Source organism: Candidatus Delongbacteria bacterium (assembly GCA_020634015.1).
Classification (GTDB): Bacteria; CAIWAD01; CAIWAD01; order CAIWAD01; family CAIWAD01; genus JACKCN01.
This window is the reverse complement of record JACKCN010000001.1, coordinates 385,480-402,010: the sequence shown is the minus strand read 5'-3', so window position 1 is coordinate 402,010 and position 16,531 is coordinate 385,480. Positions and strand designations below refer to the sequence as shown.

General features: G+C 64.1%; 14 protein-coding genes. 6 read left to right on the top strand and 8 right to left on the bottom strand.

Annotated elements, in window-relative coordinates:
- Positions 1–63: 63 nt before the first annotated feature.
- The 5 genes from H6678_01705 to H6678_01685 all read left to right on the top strand — a co-directional run bounded on the left by H6678_01705 (position 64) and on the right by H6678_01685 (position 5,854).
- Positions 64–1,173, top strand: a complete 1,110-nt coding sequence (locus tag H6678_01705; GenBank protein ID MCB9472504.1) for a hypothetical protein — start codon at positions 64–66, stop codon at positions 1,171–1,173.
- Positions 1,167–1,949 (top strand): NYN domain-containing protein, encoded by a 783-nt coding sequence (locus tag H6678_01700; GenBank protein MCB9472503.1) that lies wholly within the window; start codon positions 1,167–1,169, stop codon positions 1,947–1,949. The genes H6678_01705 and H6678_01700 overlap by 7 nt, the downstream gene beginning before the upstream one ends.
- 4 nt (positions 1,950–1,953) lie before the next feature.
- Positions 1,954–4,188 carry a DNA helicase RecQ gene (recQ, locus tag H6678_01695; protein MCB9472502.1) on the top strand — a complete coding sequence of 745 codons (2,235 nt, stop codon included), beginning with the start codon at positions 1,954–1,956 and terminating at the stop codon, positions 4,186–4,188.
- Positions 4,189–4,318: 130 nt separating this feature from the next.
- On the top strand, positions 4,319–4,927 hold the full coding sequence (locus H6678_01690) for a DUF4199 domain-containing protein (protein ID MCB9472501.1): 609 nt from the start codon (positions 4,319–4,321) through the stop codon (positions 4,925–4,927).
- 6 nt (positions 4,928–4,933) lie between these two features.
- A complete protein-coding gene (locus H6678_01685; protein ID MCB9472500.1) occupies positions 4,934–5,854 on the top strand; it encodes a hypothetical protein in 921 nt (306 codons plus the stop codon).
- 537 nt (positions 5,855–6,391) lie between these two features.
- Here H6678_01685 and H6678_01680 read toward each other — a convergent pair.
- The 4 genes from H6678_01680 to H6678_01665 all read right to left on the bottom strand — a co-directional run bounded on the left by H6678_01680 (position 6,392) and on the right by H6678_01665 (position 10,840).
- Positions 6,392–6,844, bottom strand: a complete 453-nt coding sequence (locus H6678_01680; protein MCB9472499.1) for a hypothetical protein — start codon at positions 6,842–6,844, stop codon at positions 6,392–6,394.
- A 229-nt stretch (positions 6,845–7,073) separates the two neighbouring features.
- Positions 7,074–9,017 carry a DUF885 family protein gene (locus tag H6678_01675; protein MCB9472498.1) on the bottom strand — a complete coding sequence of 648 codons (1,944 nt, stop codon included), beginning with the start codon at positions 9,015–9,017 and terminating at the stop codon, positions 7,074–7,076.
- 82 nt (positions 9,018–9,099) lie between these two features.
- On the bottom strand, positions 9,100–9,642 hold the full coding sequence (locus tag H6678_01670; GenBank protein MCB9472497.1) for a DinB family protein: 543 nt from the start codon (positions 9,640–9,642) through the stop codon (positions 9,100–9,102).
- A gap of 97 nt (positions 9,643–9,739) precedes the next feature.
- Positions 9,740–10,840 carry a rhomboid family intramembrane serine protease gene (locus tag H6678_01665; GenBank protein MCB9472496.1) on the bottom strand — a complete coding sequence of 367 codons (1,101 nt, stop codon included), beginning with the start codon at positions 10,838–10,840 and terminating at the stop codon, positions 9,740–9,742.
- A gap of 281 nt (positions 10,841–11,121) precedes the next feature.
- On the opposite strand from H6678_01665, the gene H6678_01660 reads away from it, so the two are divergent.
- The gene (locus tag H6678_01660; protein ID MCB9472495.1) at positions 11,122–11,958 is read left to right on the top strand and encodes a DUF3473 domain-containing protein; all 837 of its coding nucleotides are present in this window, start codon (positions 11,122–11,124) and stop codon (positions 11,956–11,958) included.
- 1,215 nt (positions 11,959–13,173) lie between these two features.
- On the opposite strand, the gene H6678_01655 is transcribed toward H6678_01660, so the two are convergent.
- From H6678_01655 to rfbA, 4 genes are all read right to left on the bottom strand, one after another.
- Positions 13,174–13,593: a hypothetical protein gene (locus H6678_01655; protein ID MCB9472494.1), complete on the bottom strand. Its 420-nt coding sequence runs from the start codon at positions 13,591–13,593 to the stop codon at positions 13,174–13,176.
- 111 nt (positions 13,594–13,704) lie between these two features.
- Positions 13,705–14,403 (bottom strand): 1-acyl-sn-glycerol-3-phosphate acyltransferase, encoded by a 699-nt coding sequence (locus H6678_01650; GenBank protein ID MCB9472493.1) that lies wholly within the window; start codon positions 14,401–14,403, stop codon positions 13,705–13,707.
- A 64-nt stretch (positions 14,404–14,467) separates the two neighbouring features.
- Entirely contained in the window at positions 14,468–15,568 is a 1,101-nt protein-coding gene (gene wecB / locus H6678_01645; protein ID MCB9472492.1) for a UDP-N-acetylglucosamine 2-epimerase (non-hydrolyzing), read from the bottom strand.
- Between the two features lie 60 nt (positions 15,569–15,628).
- Positions 15,629–16,507: a glucose-1-phosphate thymidylyltransferase RfbA gene (gene rfbA / locus H6678_01640; GenBank protein MCB9472491.1), complete on the bottom strand. Its 879-nt coding sequence runs from the start codon at positions 16,505–16,507 to the stop codon at positions 15,629–15,631.
- Positions 16,508–16,531: the final 24 nt, after the last annotated feature.

The following is a 16,531-nucleotide window of genomic DNA, read 5'->3' as shown; positions in this document are numbered from 1 at the left end:
CGGTGCCGGTGCGTGCCCACGCGTCGCCGCACACCACATCCAAGACCTGCAAGGACCTGCCCCATGACGTCCATTCCCGAGACCGTGAGCTATTCCCAATACCTGCACCTCGACGGCCTGCTGGACTGCCAGCATCCGCGCAGTGAGGCGGGCGGGATCAAGGCGCACGACGAGATGCTGTTCATCATCGTGCACCAGGCCTATGAACTGTGGTTCAAGCAGATCCTTCACGAACTGGATTCGGTGCTGGAACTCTTCGGCGGGGGCGAGCTGCCCGAACGGGAAGTGGGCACCGTGGTGCACCGTCTGCGCCGGGTGATCGTGATCCAGGGGCTGCTGGTGCAGCAGATCCAGGTGCTGGAAACCATGACCCCGCTGGATTTCCTGGACTTCCGCAATCTGCTGAGCACGGCCTCCGGATTCCAGAGCTGGCAGTTCCGGCTGCTGGAGAACAAGCTGGGGCTCAAGGAGAGCCAGCGCCTGCGTTTCAGTGGGCGCCCTTATACCAGCTACTATCCCGACCCGATCCGCGAGCGGCTGCTGGCCAGCGAACGGGCGGCCAATGTATTCGACGGCATCGCGGGCTGGCTTGAGCGCACACCCTTCCTGGACCTGGGCCAGTTCCATTTCCTCGAGGAGTACGGTCAGGCCGTGGAACGCATGCTCGAGAAGGACCGTGACACGGTGCGCGCCAGCGACCTGATCACCGAGGAGGAAACCCGGATCCGGTTGCAGATGATCGACGGCACCGCCTCCAGCTACCGCACCATCACCAATCCTGAACAGCACGAGGAACTGGTGCGTGCGGGCGAGCGCAGGCTGAGTCACCGGGCCACCGTGGCCGCGCTCTTCATCAGCCTCTACCGCGACGAGCCGATCCTGCAGATGCCCTTCAACCTGCTCCAGTCGCTGATCGAGATCGACGAGAACCTGGCACTCTGGCGCGGGCGGCATACCCAGATGGTGCAGCGCATGCTGGGCCGCAAGATCGGCACGGGCGGCAGCACCGGCTCGGACTATCTGCGTGACACGGTGGACCGCCACCGGATCTTCACCGACCTGTTCAACCTGGCGACCTGCCTGATTCCGCGCAGCGAGCTGCCCGCGCTGCCCACCAGCGTGACCCGTTCGCTCAACTTCCACTTCGGAGAACAGCGGGACTCCTCATGCTGAAAGCGGGGATCTATCTCGACATCGAGAATCTGGTGCGCAACGGCGGACGCGGGATGCGCTTTCACGTGATCCGCGACCTGGTGGAAGCCCAGGGCGCCACCGTTCTGCGGGCCTGCGCCTATCTGGCGGTGGACAAGGAACGCGAGCAGCGCGACATGGAGTACCGGCGCAAGGGCGAGGACTACCGCAACGTGCTGCGCCGCCAGGGCTACCACGTGATGCAGAAGGAAGTCCGCCGCTTCCGCGACGAGGAGGGCAATCTGGCCGTGAAGGCCAATGCCGACCTGGACATGGCCGTGGACGCCCTGCTTCAATCCGACAATCTGGACTACCTCCTGCTGGGCACCGGCGATGGCGACTTCCTGCGTTTGGTGCAGGCCCTGCAGAACCGGGGACGACGGGTGGACGCGCTCTCGTTCTCCAATACCAGCCATCTGTTGCGCCAGCAGGTGGACACGTTCTTCCCGGGCTATCTGGTGCACGGCCTGTTGCCGCACACGACCGAGGGCCCGCCCAGGCTGCGCGGAGTGCTGCATGCGGTGAACGAAGAAAAGGGCTACGGTTTCATCACGCTGCGCACCGGGCTGGGCCATGCGGATTTCCGTGACGACATCTTCTGCCATATCACCGACCTGCGCCTGGGTGAGATGCCCGTGAGCAACGAGGAGTTTTCCAGGCTGCGCGAACGCTCGCTGATCATCGAGTTCGAGCTCCAGGAATTGCCCGAGGGCAAGGTCAAGGCCGTCAACGGCCGTGTCCTGTCCGCGTCCTGGTAAGCCCGTGACCGAGCCGACAGTCTCCCCCTCATCTCTTGGCGAACGGGCCAGCGACACATTGCGCCGGGTCTTTGGCTACTCCTCTTTCCGCGGTCCCCAGCTTGAGATCATCAAACGGGTCTGCACGGGCGGGGGCGGTCTGGTACTCATGCCCACCGGTGGCGGAAAGTCCCTGTGTTACCAATTGCCCGCGCTGCTGCTTGAGGCCGGTGTGCTGGTGATTTCGCCCCTGATCGCCCTGATGCAGGACCAGGTTTCCGCCCTGCGCGAGAACGGCGTGCCCGCGGCCTTTCTCAATTCCACCCTGGGCGAGGAGCAGGCGTTCGAGGTGATCCGTGGCTGGCGCCAGCGCGAGATCAGGATCCTCTTCGTGGCTCCCGAACGCCTGCTGACCCCGTCCTTCGGACGCCTGCTGAAGGAGACGCCTCCGGGCCTGTTCGCGATTGACGAGGCCCATTGCGTGTCGCAGTGGGGGCACGATTTCCGGCGCGAGTATCTCGAGCTGGCCAGCGTGATGGACGCCCACCCGGGCGTGCCCCGGCTGGCCCTGACCGCCACCGCCGACCCGGAGACCGCCACGGAAATCCGCACCCGTCTGGGCCTGCTGGAAGAACCTGTGTTTTCCACGGGCTTCGACCGGCCCAACATCCGTTACCGGATCATCCGGCGCGATGGGGGGCGCGAGCAGCTCTGGCGCTTTCTGCAGCAGGAGCATCCCGGGGATGCGGGCATCGTCTACGCCCTCAGCCGCAAGAAGGTGGAAGCGCTTGCCGACTGGCTCACGGGCCGGGGGCGCCCCGCACTGCCCTACCATGCCGGCATGCCCCCAGCGATCCGGGCCCGGCACCAGGAGCGTTTCCTGCGCGAAGAGGGCCTGGTGATGGTGGCCACCATCGCCTTCGGCATGGGCATCGACAAGCCGGACGTGCGCTTCGTGGCGCATCTGGATCTGCCACGTTCCGTGGAGGCCTGGTACCAGGAAACCGGGCGCGCCGGTCGCGACGGGCTGCCCGCCAATGCGCTGCTGCTCTACAGCGCGGGCGACGTGATGCAGCACATCCAGTTCATCGAGGAAGGCGAAGGCGACGCGACCTTCAAGGCCCGCGGACGTGAACGTCTCAACGCCCTGCTGGGGCTCTGCGAAACCACCGACTGCCGCCGGCGCCGGCTGCTGGCCCACTTCGGTGAGACCCTGTCCGAGAATTGCGGGAACTGCGACAGTTGTCTGGAACCAGTCCAGACCTTTGATGGCACGGTACACGCCCAGAAGGTGCTCTCCTGCGCGCGTCGCACGGGAGAACGCTTCGGGGCCGGGCACCTGATCGATGTGCTGCTGGCCGTGTCCGGGGAGCGGACTCAACGCCTGGGCCATGAAACTCTGGGTATCTGGGGCCAGGGACAGGACCTCAAGCGAGCCCAGTGGCAGAGCATCATCCGCCAGATGGTGGCCACGGGGCTGTTCGTTCCCTCCGAGCATTCCGGACCCTTCGCGGCGGGACTCAAGGTTGGGCCCGAAGGTTTTGATGTGCTGCGTGGAGAGCGGCCTGTCACCTTTCGGGTGGAGACCAGCAGCGCGGCGCTGCGCCGTGGTGCGACGCCGCGCAAGGCGAACGCTCCCCTCTCCGGGGATGACGGGCTGCGCGAACGGCTGCGGCGCTGGAGGCGGGAGACCGCGGGCGAGAACGGGATTCCTCCGTACATGGTTTTCAACGACCGCACTCTCGAGAGCCTGCTCGACGTGCTGCCACGGTCGCTGGAAGACCTGCTGGGCGTGTATGGCCTGGGCACCCGCAAGCTGGATCGTTATGGCAGTGCCCTGCTGGCGGTGATCAATCCTGGCGATGGCCAGGCGTCCATGTCCGATGCCACTCCGGGGCCGGAGACCGGGTCTGGACCCGCTCTGGCCAAGCTCTCATCCAGCGCCAGCGCCAGCCTCGACGGGATCCGTCGGGGACACAGTCTCGAGGAGGTGGCCAGGCTGCGCCACCTGCGCCCCGAACGGGTCGCCGGGCATCTGGCGGAAGCCTTGCAGTGTGGAGCGGCTACTCTGGAGCAGGTGCTGGATCTGGCCGGGCGGGACCCGGATCAGGCCTTCATCGTGCTGGAGGAGCTGGGTGATACCTCGCCCTCGGTCTTCAAGACCGCCGAAGAGCGCCTGGACGGGCTGTGGTCGCGCGAGGAGCTTTGCATTCTGGCCGCATGGCAGAGCAGCCCCCGGCGCCAGTCGCCCGGGATCTGATCCCGGCGTGTCACGACCGACCATCTTGCCGTCGCCGGTGGATCTCCCTAAGTTGGCGCGTGGCCGGCCCTTGCCGCCGGGCGGCCGGAACCCATGCAGATGACGACATCTTCCACTGCAGGATTGCCCCATGTTTCGCAGCGCACTGTTTGGACTGGCCATCACCGCCTTCGTGGTGGCTCACACTCTGGTCACCTATCCCGCGTCACCGTCGAACGAACCCGGAAGCTGGTGGGCCCCTTTCCTGATTCTGGGCGTGGTCTTCGCCGGGGTGTACCTGGGCATTCTCGAGGCACGCCGCCGGGAACCGAACGGGCAGATCCGCTATGCCCAGGCGATGCGCACGGGGCTGGTGATCGGTCTGGTCAGCGGTGTGGGCACGGGGTCTTTCTTCTGGCTCTACTTCGGGCGTTTGAACCCGGACTTCCTGCCCGCCCTGCTGGCACAGCAGGAAACACTGTTTCACGCCGATTCCCTGGCGGCCGATGTGATCGCCGATCGCCTGGCGATGCTGGAGCAGCGTTTCTCACCGGCAGGTCAGTTTTTCAGCAACATGGCCAGCATGCTGTTCTTTTCAATGGCCTTTTCCGTGCTCTCTTCCTTCCTGCTGGGCCGCGGCGTGCCTGAAATGGACGACAACCGCAGCGAGTACGGCAACGGATCCAGCGCGGATCCCCGATTCACGCCGGCCAGACCATCTTCCGCTTCCGACGGTCCGCCCCCCACGACCGGGGCCTGAGCGCTCGTGTCCGAATCCCTGCTCCATCACCAGCTCAAGATGCTGTACGCCCACGAACCTGACGCCACCGAGCAGGTTGTGGGTGGTTTTCGGATTGATGCCGTGGACGACCGTGGACGCCTTGTGGAAATCCAGACCGGCTCCTTTGCCGCCATTGCCCCCAAACTTCGTCGGCTGTTGAAGAAACACACGGTCGTGCTGGTGCATCCGGTCTGCGCGCGTCGCTGGATCGTGCTCCAGAATGAAGAGGGGGTGGCCGGCAAGCGTCGGGCCAGCCCGCTGCGCGGGCGCTGGGAGGAACTGTTCAGCGAACTGGTGGCCCTGCCCGACCTGATGACGCATCCCCGTTTGCGGATCGAAGTATTGCTCACCGAGGAAGAGGAGTGGCGTCAGGTCCGGCCCGCCCGCCGTCGCCAGAAGCCATACTTGGTTCTCGAGCGCAGACTGTCCTCGGTGCAGGATCAGGTCTTTCTTGAATCGGTCGAGGATTGGCTGCGTGTGCTGCCAGAAGACCTGGAACGCTGGTTCACCAGCCGGGGACTTGCCCAGCGACTGGAAGTGTCCGAAGCACTGGCACGTTGCATCACATACTGTCTGCGGGAAGCCGGATTGCTGCGTGCCTGCGGGAAGGTGGGGAACCGGGTGATCCATGCCAGGGCTGGCGACTCACTGGATCCTGATCCCGAGCAACGACAGCAGGTGGACCTGCGCGAACTCAAGCGCGGCGATTGGGTCGCCTGGAAGAAAACCCTGCGGGCCGTCTACAAGGAACAGGCCGAGACGCGGCTGCGCCTCGAGGGGCAACTCGAGCAACTGGCCGATCTGCTTCGGGCCGGAAAGCCGGAACGGGTTGGTGAATTGCTGGAGGAGGAGCGTCGGCGCACTGAACCGGTCAGCCGAGTCCGGGCAGCGCGCAAGCGCGGATAGGCACTCTGTGCGTATCCGATGACAGGCCATCTGGACACCACACCCTGAATCTTGTCGGTCAGGAGAACGTCAGCGGAACCATTTCTCGCTTCCTGCGTGCCCCGGGTGGGTGGAGGCGGCGGTGGGCGGGAGGGGTACCCCGTGAAATCAAGCGTCCACTCTCCCTGACACATTTCCAACCGAACGCTCCGGACTGGTCAGCCCTCGCAGCGTGTCCAATCTCCTTGTCACTCACTCCCGGAACGTTGCCCGTCCCGGGTCCGACGGGGAACCAATTTCCACTTCCGGCGTGCCCCGGGTGGGTGGAGGCGGCGGAGGGCGGGAGGGGTACCCCAAGAATCACTGTCAAGTCTGCGTGACGGACACCCGACACCGATTGCCAGCGCTCTTCCACCGTCAGGTCGTCCCCCCTGCAATCCCCATCCCGGAATGGCTCTCCCTGAACGCGACCACGGCCAGACAGGCCAGCCAAGAGTTCCTGTGCCCGGAAATGCTCTGGTTTCGGATGGAAGGATCATGCACCGCCGGGATCCGGGCTCAGAGGCCCAGCACGGCCTGCCAGTTCAGCTCCGGGCTCAGGGAAGCGGGGCCCTTGCTGCCTGCCGGGGGCCAGAAGTCACCACCGATGAACCCGATGGTCACATGCAGGTCCTGGGCATCAGGGTCCAGGACCTCAATGGGCAACAGGAAGGTCCGGGCGATGTGCTCGCGCAGCGCACGCAGGTCCGGGGAATCCACCACCAGAAACCAAGTCTGCTTCCCATCCTGTTCCAGACTGCCGATGCCCGGACTGTTCCAGCGCGCCACGTTCAGCATGGGCAGGGCCACGGCCTGGATCACATCCATCCTCAGGCTCGGATCATGTGCCCGAATGCGTTCGGCTTCGGGCGGCGTGATCACCGTGATGTGCGCCTCGCCCCGGTGCTGAAGCACACAGCCTTCCAGGGAGTTGATTCCCGCGCGCAGACGTTCGACGGGAGCCGGGGCCACGGGCAAACCCAGCCAACCCGGGTTGTCTGCAGTGCTGTCATGGGAAATGAAAGTCTGGGGACGATACAGCTCGCGAAAGAACTCAGCGAGGGCGGGAGTCGGAGCACTGCTCTCCGCGGTAGAATGGACAGAAGGCGTCTGAGCCGCATCGATTCTGTGGGCGTCGGGTGTACAACATCCCGCGAGCCCCACAAGGATGCAGAGGATCAGCGGGAGCCTGGGCCGGAAATCAGTGTTGATCCGGGTCATCGTGTTCTTCAGGATCGTTCTCCAGCATGTCCTCGGAATCGCCTTCGCTACCGGCCGGGATCCCGTCCGGATCCGCGAGCGCGCTGTCGTCTTCCTCAGCCGAACCGAAGAGAGTGCTGGAGTGGGCGCCCGCCTCGTGTTGCACCAGATCGAATTCGCGCCCGGCTTCCAGATCCTCACGCTGGATCCTGCCCAGAGCGGCGAGCTGCTCTTCCAGACCCACAACCAGATCGTCGCGGTTGTGCTGGCGCAGGAGTGTCAGAGGCGAGGGCAGCTCGGACACGCAGCGCCCGCCCGGAGTGATGGTGTCACCATGCTTGCGCAGCCAGTGAATGGGCAGATCCGCGCAGGCGGCCAGCTGATCGACGATGTCTCCCGACTGAAGCTCGTCGCTCCAGGTCTTCTTCAAGCGGCTTTCCAGCTGGCGCAGGGCATCCAGTTTTTCCATGGCCAGCAACGCCCGACCCGGTTCGCGCTGGATGCATTCCAGCTGCAGACGAGCCAGCCAGAGCGGCATCAGGCCCTGCTGGGACAATGAGGCCAGCAGGTCTTCTTCGCCACGGGAGCCGCGATGCCAGCGCAGATCGGCCAGGGCACAGGCGTGATCCCTGATCCGCTCCTTGAGCAGCATGATCCTCATCCGGCTTTCGGCCTGACCCCAGCCCACCCGGTTCAGCAGTTCGGGAGCCAGCAGCGCCCAGCCATCGGCGTCCGCGGCCCGATTGAGCAGACGGCCCGCCGCCCGTAGCTCGCGCCAGTGCTGCATCAGCCAGAGGCGACCCGGCAGGGCTTCGCGAGCCAGCAGAACCTGCATTGCCCAGGTGTTGCGGTCCTGTACGAACTCAAGCTGAGCCGGACCATCCAGAGCGGCGATGTCAAGAAAGAACAGCGAGGCTCTGGCCTGTCGCCCCGTGGGCAGCCAATCCCATTCGCTCACCGGTTCCTGCCATGTGCGGGGCAGCAACTCGGGGCAGGCGAAGTTTTCGGGCAGCAATCCCGTGCGTTCCACGAACAGCGACAGGTCACGCAGCTGATGGTTCTGGTAGGCTTCCCATTGTTCCACCTGCGGAGTGTCCTGCCCGAGCTGATGCAGCAACTCCGCCAGGTCCCGTCCGTGAGACGTCGATGGGGAAGTTGTTGCGCTCACGAATCGGCGGCCGAAGTGCTGGGCTTGCTGCTCAAGTTGCAGCAACAGTCGGTTGCGTTCACGTTCCAGTTGCTTCTCGAGGCGATCCGGGTGCCATTCGCGCCCGGTTTCGCCCTTCCAGACGGCACCCAGTTCAGCGTCGCCGAGCGGGGTGGGACGCGAATCGGAACCCCCTGCCAGCAATGTCGCGAGGTCGAACAGTGTCTCACGCGCGGCCGGGGCCTCCCTCCTGAGCAGGGCCAGGCTTTCGTCGCTGCCCTTGAGCCAGCCTTCGGCGCCGTGATCCAGCCAGCGCGCCAGTTCCATGATCGCCGCGGCCGCCTGCCGTGCTCGCCAGGGGGACTGTGTCACCGGCTGGACGCGAACCTGTTCCATCATCAAGGGCAGCCCGCGCAGCCGCTGCACCAGCGCCCCGGCCCGTTCGGGCAGTGTCGCGATGGGCAGCATCAAGAGATCACGCAGACCGATGGAGAGCGTCTCGGCCAGATCGAAGGGGTCAAGGGGCTGAGCCAATTGCCCGGTCAGGCGTTCCAGACGGTCCAGCAGATGCACGGTCGCAGGGTCCTGGGGCAGCGTGTCCCCGGCCAGTTCCCGCAATTCATCCGACCAGGCGCGCACTCTGGCGAGCAGGCGGGCCCGGGACTCGGGAGCAAGGTCCGGCCAACGACCGGCCCAGGCCAGCAGTCCATTGCGGCTGGCCAGGTGGGGCAGGGCTTCCTGCAATGAATCCAGCACCCGCTGATGAAGGTGCAGCAGGCGCACATTGGAACTGGACATGGCTTTCCTTCGAGACCACAAGTGTATTCGGCGGGGCAGAGGCTCCGACACATCCGACCGACGGATCAGGCGCGTGTGCCGTTCAGCGTGTGCTTCCCAACGCGGGCATGTAGCGGGCTTCCAGCACTCGCTGGTGATGCAGTTCGTGCCCGATCAGAATGTGCAGCAGCGAATTGACGGTCAACGTATTGTTGTTGGCCCGTCCCCTGCGCTGCAATTCTTCTGGCGTACGCCCCAGGTACCAGGCCCTGGTTGTTCGACGGGTATCACGGTAGATATCCAGACTGTCGCGGAAGGAACGCTCGTGCCAGCGGCCGATCTGGACCCAGGCGTCCTGATCGAAGCCGGGCAGCTCCCCTTCGGCCCCGCGCGCGATCCAGAGCGCCCGGAAGTTGAACACGCGCTCGCAATCGATCACGTGACCCAGCCACTCCCGGATGCTCCATTTGTCCGGAGCGTAGCGGAACTGGCTTTGCTCCTCGCTCAATGGCTCGAGCATGGACAGGGTGTGCGCATGGATCCGGGCGTCCGCCTCCAGCGGATTCTCCCCACCCAGCAGGCGGATGTAGGTCTGGAAATAGGTGGAAGCGTCGTCAGCTTCCGGCACGGGGAAAGGTCCGGGCATCTCGACTCCTGAATTCGTTGGGTGTCGGCCAGGTTGGACCGACGCGGGCAGGAATGTGGGGCAGGTCCCGGGGTTAAGCAACTCCACCCGGGGCGAATCACTCCTCGTGCCCTTTGAAAGCCCAGAAAAGCATGCCGGCTGCCGCCCCTCCCAGATGGGCCAGGCTGGAGACATTGCTGCCGACTTTCAACTGGAACCAGGCCCCCAGGAGCTGCATGCCGATCCAGAGTGCGAACCAGCCCCAGGCGGGCAGACCGATCCAGCGCAACCCCATCCACCAGCCCAGCATGAAATTCAGGCGTGCCTTGGGAAAACTGAAGGTATAACAGGCAATGACGCCGGAAATGCCTCCACTGGCTCCAACCAGCACCACCGTGGATCCCGGATCGGCCGCCCAGTGGCAGAGGTCGCCCAGCAGGGTGGCCAGCAGCAGCAGGAGCAGGTACTTCCCCTTGCCCAGCTGTTCTTCCACGTTGTCGCCGAAGAGCAGCAGAAACCAGAGGTTGCCCAGCAGGTGCATCAGGCTTCCATGGAGGAAGAAGGAGCTGATCACGGTCATCCCACCGTGGCGTCCCGCCTGGGCCGGCATCATGCCCCAGTCCTTGAAACTGGTCTCGGGGTTGAGCAGACCGATCAGGCTGACCACCACCATCAGGGCACCGATGGTCCAGGTGACGAGCGGTTTGCGCTGCACGGGCGGCAATTCGCTTTCGATCGGCATGCCCAGAAATCCGGGCAGCCATTGCCAGGTTTCCTGAGGTTCGAAAGGGGCCTTCTCGACTGTCGCCCGCATCAGGCGCATTTCTTCGACTTCGGCCATGCCGATCTTTTCGCGCGCCTCAGGAGTCAGCCGGTCTTCCAGTCGGGATTCCCGGGGGATGTTGGGCAGTTGCTCGTACTCACCCCCGTCAAACCAGAAGGCCTGGCAGTGCGTGCAGGCATCCAGCGACGGGGGGGCGCTGTCCCCGGCCGATTGCACACGCATCATCGGCCGGCCGCATTCGGGGCAATTCAACCCCCGTGGCGGCGAGTCCCTGCGGGCGTCGAGCCAGAGCTGTCTGACGACTGCGTCGGGAACGGACTTCTTCAGCGCGGGCAGGGTGATCAGTCGCCCCCCACATGCCTGGCAGGCGCGGTACATCGCCGGTGAACCGGCGACCAGATCGAGGGGCGTGGTACAGCGGGGACAGGAGGACATCGACAGCGGGTCCCTTCCTGGAGGATCGGCGGATTCGACAGCCGGACGCGGACGGCACAAGTTACGCCACAGGGAGCAGCACTGCCCGGGGATCCACGCCTGAACCAAGATTCAATGTCTGCCGGATGCTTGTTTCAGTACTCACGAGGCTGGGACCCTGCACAACAAGAAAGACTGGGCGCTATATTCATGCCAGCTGCAATACCAATGCACGATCAGTTGGTCATTCATCCGATCACGCCGACAAGTTCGTCGTACCAGAAGTCCGCCGAAAGACCCTCATGACATCCCGTTACCTCTCGATTGACCTTGAACTGCCTTCGATGGCCTCCAATCTGAGGGCAGCGGGCCTGTCCACGTCCGTACTCCAGGAGCTGGACACCAGGCTGGAGCTTCAGGTCACCGGTTTGTTGCGCCTGCTGGAGCGTCTGGGCCTGAAGGCCACCGTTTTTGCTGTGGGCCAATTGGCTCTGTCACACGGGAAGCTGCTGGACCGGATCCGGGATGCCGGTCACGGAATCGGCTGCCATGGGCATTCCCACCTGAATCTGCATCGTGCGGATCCTGCTCGTGCTCGCGAAGATCTGCAAGGGGCGACCACCGCGCTTGGTCCTTGGTTGCCCGCTGTCGGCCAACGGGGCTTCCGTGCGCCGGATTTCAGCCTCGATCCTCAGGACTCCCTGTTCTATCGGGCGCTGGCTGAAAACGGGTACCGCTGGTCGTCCAGTGTGATGCGGGCACGAGTCCCGTCCGTGGGCAATCTTCCGCTTGAGCTGCAGCTGGGCAGGGTCTGGCGTGAGCCAGGCAGTGGAGTGCTGGAATTGCCTCTGGGAGGGCATCGGCCTTTCGGCATTCCGCTGGGTCACGGGGGCGGGTTCTGGTTGCGCGTGCTGCCTCTGGCCTGGAGTCGCTGGAATCTGGCACGTGATGCACGCACGGGAGCCCTGCCACAGGTCTACCTGCATCCTTGGGAGCTGGACCCGGATCAGCCGCGACTTGTGCGAGGCTGGCGAGGCTGGCGCCAGTATCACGGGCAGGCCAGTATGGAAACCAGGCTGGAAGTGCTCTGCGCGGGTATGCGGGTGTTGCCGCTGGAGGCGGCAGCCCGGCTTGATTGACGTACTCTTCTGGTTCATGGACCGGTCATGTCCCACACAGGCCGGATTCCCGGGATCCAATCCGGTGCAGACCGGGACCGGCGGGGGCCAGGGATCGTGTCGCCTGGATCCATTCTGGCTGTGTGTTTCCCGCAGTGCGCCTGAGCGCGTCTGCTGGAGGAGGGCCTCTCGGGTTCTTTCAGGATACATGAGCCATTTGCTGCAGGCTTCCTTTCGCCGTGTCCAATCCGGTTGACACGGGTCCCGTAAAAACTGTCCCGTGCTTGCCCATTGGGGAACCGAATGCGGAATCCTGCGTGCCCCGGGTGGGTGGAGGCGGCGGTGGGCGGGAGGTCAACCCCCCACGTGCATGTATCCAGTTATCCTGACACAACACGCTGATTCCCGCAGACCGGAAAAACCCCCGCATACATCAGGCCCCCAGAAACCTTTCCGGTGCAAACCAGGGAATGTGAGGAGGAGAGGGCGCCGGGTGTTCTGGTCCCGGTCCTGATGGAGAACCTCCGGGCTGCGCCCGAGGATGTGCGTTGGCAGGTCGCCGCGTTGGCATGTGGGGACAATCTGAGTCGACCGCTTCAGACACTGGGCCGCCGTGTCCAATCCAGTTGACACGGGTCGCGTGAAAACTGTCCCCTGCCGGCCCATCGGGGAACCGAATGCGGAATCCTGCGTGCCCCGGGTGGGTGGAGGCGGTGGTGGGCGGGGGGCAACCCCCGCTTGCGACATGTCCAGATTCCCTGACATAACACACACTCACTGGGCCGCCGTGTCCAATCCGGTTGACACGGGTCCCGTGAGAACTGTCCCGTGCCAGCCCATCGGGGAACCGAAAGCGGAATCCTGCGTGCCCCGGGTGGGTGGAGGCGGCGGTGGGCGGGAGGTCAACCCCCAATCGCGACGTGTCCAGTTTCCCTGACACAACACACACCTGTACGATGCCGGGAAAAGCCTTGAACCTCATGTCCCCAGAATCCGTTGCGGCTCAAACTGGGGATACGGGAGGGGATGGTTCGTGTAGACCGGTTCCGGCCCGGTTGTGCGCTCCCCGGACCGCGCCCGAGCGCGTGTGCTGGAGGAAAGGTTCGCGGGCTTTTCCGGGCTGCGGCGGAGTGGTGCTTGGCATGGAGGAAGGGAACACGGGAGATTGGGCGTGCCGACCGGTCCGGCGGATGGTGCAGGGTCGCCCGATCCAGAACACTGCCGTGTCGGCGTGTGTCAACAGCCCTCGGGCAAGGTGAACAGCGGCTTGAGTGTTTTCAATTGGATCGGGTTGATCCGGTTGGGGAAGTCGGGGTTGGTGGTCAGGTACCCGATCACCGCGCCGTCCTTGATGATCCGTGGGGGAGCGCTGGCGAATTCATTGGACGACGACCAGGGTGACCAGGGGCTCCCGAAGACCCAGAGCGGATTCCAGACCGAATCCAGCTGGTTCTGGCCGCCGTGTGCTCCGAAATCGTTGAAGATCGAGTTGCCCGAGTGCTCGCTGCTGATGCTGCCCAGATAGGTATTGTGGGCGTCCTGGGCCTGGACCGTGGCATTGTCCAGAGTGCGCACGATATCCGTCATGTCCTCGCTGTGTGTGAGTGGTCTCATGAACAGAACCAGTGCCAATGTGATCAGGCTCGTCGTGCCCATGGTTCTCCGGGCTGAGGGTGAGACGTGCGCCGGTCTGCGGGCATCGGGGCGCGGATCGCCGGGAAACTCCCGGCTCCCCGGAAGGTTCCCATTGTGGACCGTTTACGCGCGTCAGTCCTCGATGGCGGCCTTCTGGTTGCGCTGCTCGCGTGCCCGCTGCCAGGCCTTGCGCGTGTTGAGGATCTGGCCCCGCAGACTCCCCGCGAACTCAGCCCAGTGTTCCTTGTTCTCGGGGTCACCCTTGAAATACAGGGGCTTGCCGAAGACCACGCTGATCTTGCGTGCTTTCGGCACATTGCGGCCCTTGCCCATGGCGGCGTGCGCTCCGTCGATGTAGGCGGGAATCACGGGCAGTTTCCAGCGCGCGGCCAGATACCCCACTCCCACCTTGAAATCCTCGACCTGCCCACTGGGGCTGCGTGTGCCCTCCGGGAAAATGATGATGCTGTGCCCGCGGGACAGCGCTTCCTCGGTTTCCACGAAGGCGTCCTTCATCCGCGCACTGCGTTCGATGGGCAGCACATTCATGAACACGGTGAAAAAGGCCGCCTGCAGCCGGTTCGAGAAGAAGTAATCGCGTGCGGCCACGGGATGCACCCGGTGCATCGTGAAGTAGGGAAAGGCCGAGAGCAGTACTCCCGCATCGTAGTGGCTGCTGTGATTGGCCACGATGATGCAGGGCTGGTTCTCCAGCAGGCGTTGCCGGTAGTGGTAAGTCACCCGGTTGTACCCGATCAGGAACACATCCAGCAGCAGGTGCATGACGATGCGCAGGACCCGTTCGAACAGGGTTCGCAGGAAGAAGATCATGGAGTTCCGGTTTCAGCTCGCCCTGAGTGAGGTTGAGTGGAATACGGGGCGGACCCCGTGCCGCTCAGGCCTGTTTCACGGCCAGTTCGACGAAGATGTCCCGGATACGCTCCGCGGTGGCGCCATCCCACAACGGGATGCCTTCGCCCTTCTTGCCACGTCCATCCAGGATATCATTGACCGCCGCCAGGATCGTGTCGCGGTCGGTCCCTACCAGATAATTGCTGCCAAGCTCAACGGTCACATAGCGTTCGGTATTCTCGCGCAGCGTCACACAGGGAATCCTGAGCCAGCTGGTTTCTTCCTGGATGCCCCCTGAGTCGGTCAGCACCAACCGGGACTGGCTGTACAGGTTGAGGAATTCCATGTAGCTCAGCGGGTCGCAGAGCCGGATGCCTTCCAGCTCCTTGAGCCGGGTCAGCAGACCCAGGTCGTCGATGTTCTTGCGGGTGCGCGGGTGAATCGGGAACACGATCGGCAGGCGGTTCTGCACTTCTTCCAGGGTCCCCAGCAGGTTTTCGAGGGTCTCCTTCACGTCCACGTTGCTGGGACGGTGCAGGGTCAGCACGGCGTACTCGCCGGGAGTCACACCCAGACGGCCTGGCAGGTCCAGCTCCCGTGCCATGGGAATCATCCGGGCCAGGGTATCGATCATCGTGTTGCCCACGAAGCGGATCTTCTCGGCCGGAATGCCCTCGGCCAGCAGGTTGCGATCGGCCTCTTCGCAGGTGGTCAGCAGCAGGTCGCTGAGTACGTCGGTGACCAGGCGGTTGATCTCCTCGGGCATGCTGCGGTCGCGGCTGCGCAGGCCCGCTTCCACGTGGGCGATGAGAATGCCAAGTTTGGCGGCGACCATGGAACACGCGGCCGTGCTGTTCACGTCGCCCACCACCAGCACCCAGTCCGGCTTCTGCTCCAGACAGACCAGTTCGAAGCGCTTCATCACTTCGGCAGTCTGCACCGCATGGCTGCCGCTGCCCACTTCCAGGTTGATCCGGGGTGCCGGAATGCCCAGCTCCTCGAAGAAACTCTGGGACATGCGGTGGTCATAATGCTGTCCCGTGTGGACCAGCACGAACTCGATGGCCGTGTTCTCGAAGGCGCGCATGATGGGCGCGATCTTCATGAAGTTGGGTCGGGCACCGACCACGCCAATGATCTTCATTCAATCTCCCAGAGCAAGGTTTCTTGTGCATCCGTGATCCAGCGGAAGCTGGAGCGCGTGTCAGATGGAATCGGGCAGCTCCGATGCCACCGCCTCCAGGTAACTGCGATAGGGCGACACAGGCAGGTCCTGCAACAGAGCCCGGAAGGCCCCGTGATCAAGGAACCCCATCCGGCGTGCCACTTCCTCGATGCAGCCGATCTTCAGCCCCTGGCGGCTCTCGATCGAGCCGATGAAATTGTTGGCGTCCAGCAGGCTTTCCACCGTGCCCGTGTCCAGCCAGGCGATACCTCGCCCCAGACGGTGCACGCGCAATCGGCCCTCGGTCAGATAGCTGCGATTGAGATCCGTGATTTCCAGCTCGCCGCGTGGCGAGGGTTGCAGGGCGCGCGTCCGCTCGATCACACTGTTGTCGTAAAGGTACAGCCCGGGCACTGCGTAATTGGATCGAGGGCGTGCCGGCTTTTCCTCAATGCTGACCACATGGTCGTGCGTGTCGTACTCCACCACGCCGTAGCGCTCGGGGTCTTTCACCCGGTATCCGAAGATCAGTGCGCCGTCCCGGAAGCCGGCAACCGCCTCGCGGAAGAAGTTGAAATGGCCGTAGAACAGGTTGTCGCCCAGAATCAGACAGACTGGATCATCGCCAATGAATTCGGCCCCGATCGTGAAGGCCTGGGCGATGCCCGCCGGTTTCTCCTGGGTGGCCCAGCTCAGTGTCAGTCCGATCTGTTCACCGTTGCCCAGCAGTTGCTGGAAAGCCGGTTGGTCCCCGGGGGTGGTGATGATCAAGATTTCGCGCAGGCCGCCCAGCATCAGGCTGGAGAGCGGGTAGTAGATCATCGGCTTGTCGTACACATACATCAGCTGCTTGCTGTAGGCCCTGCTGATCGGGTACAGGCGTGATCCGGCCCCGCCGGCCAGAATGATACCCTTCATGGTCGTCCTCCCTGGATCGGCCCG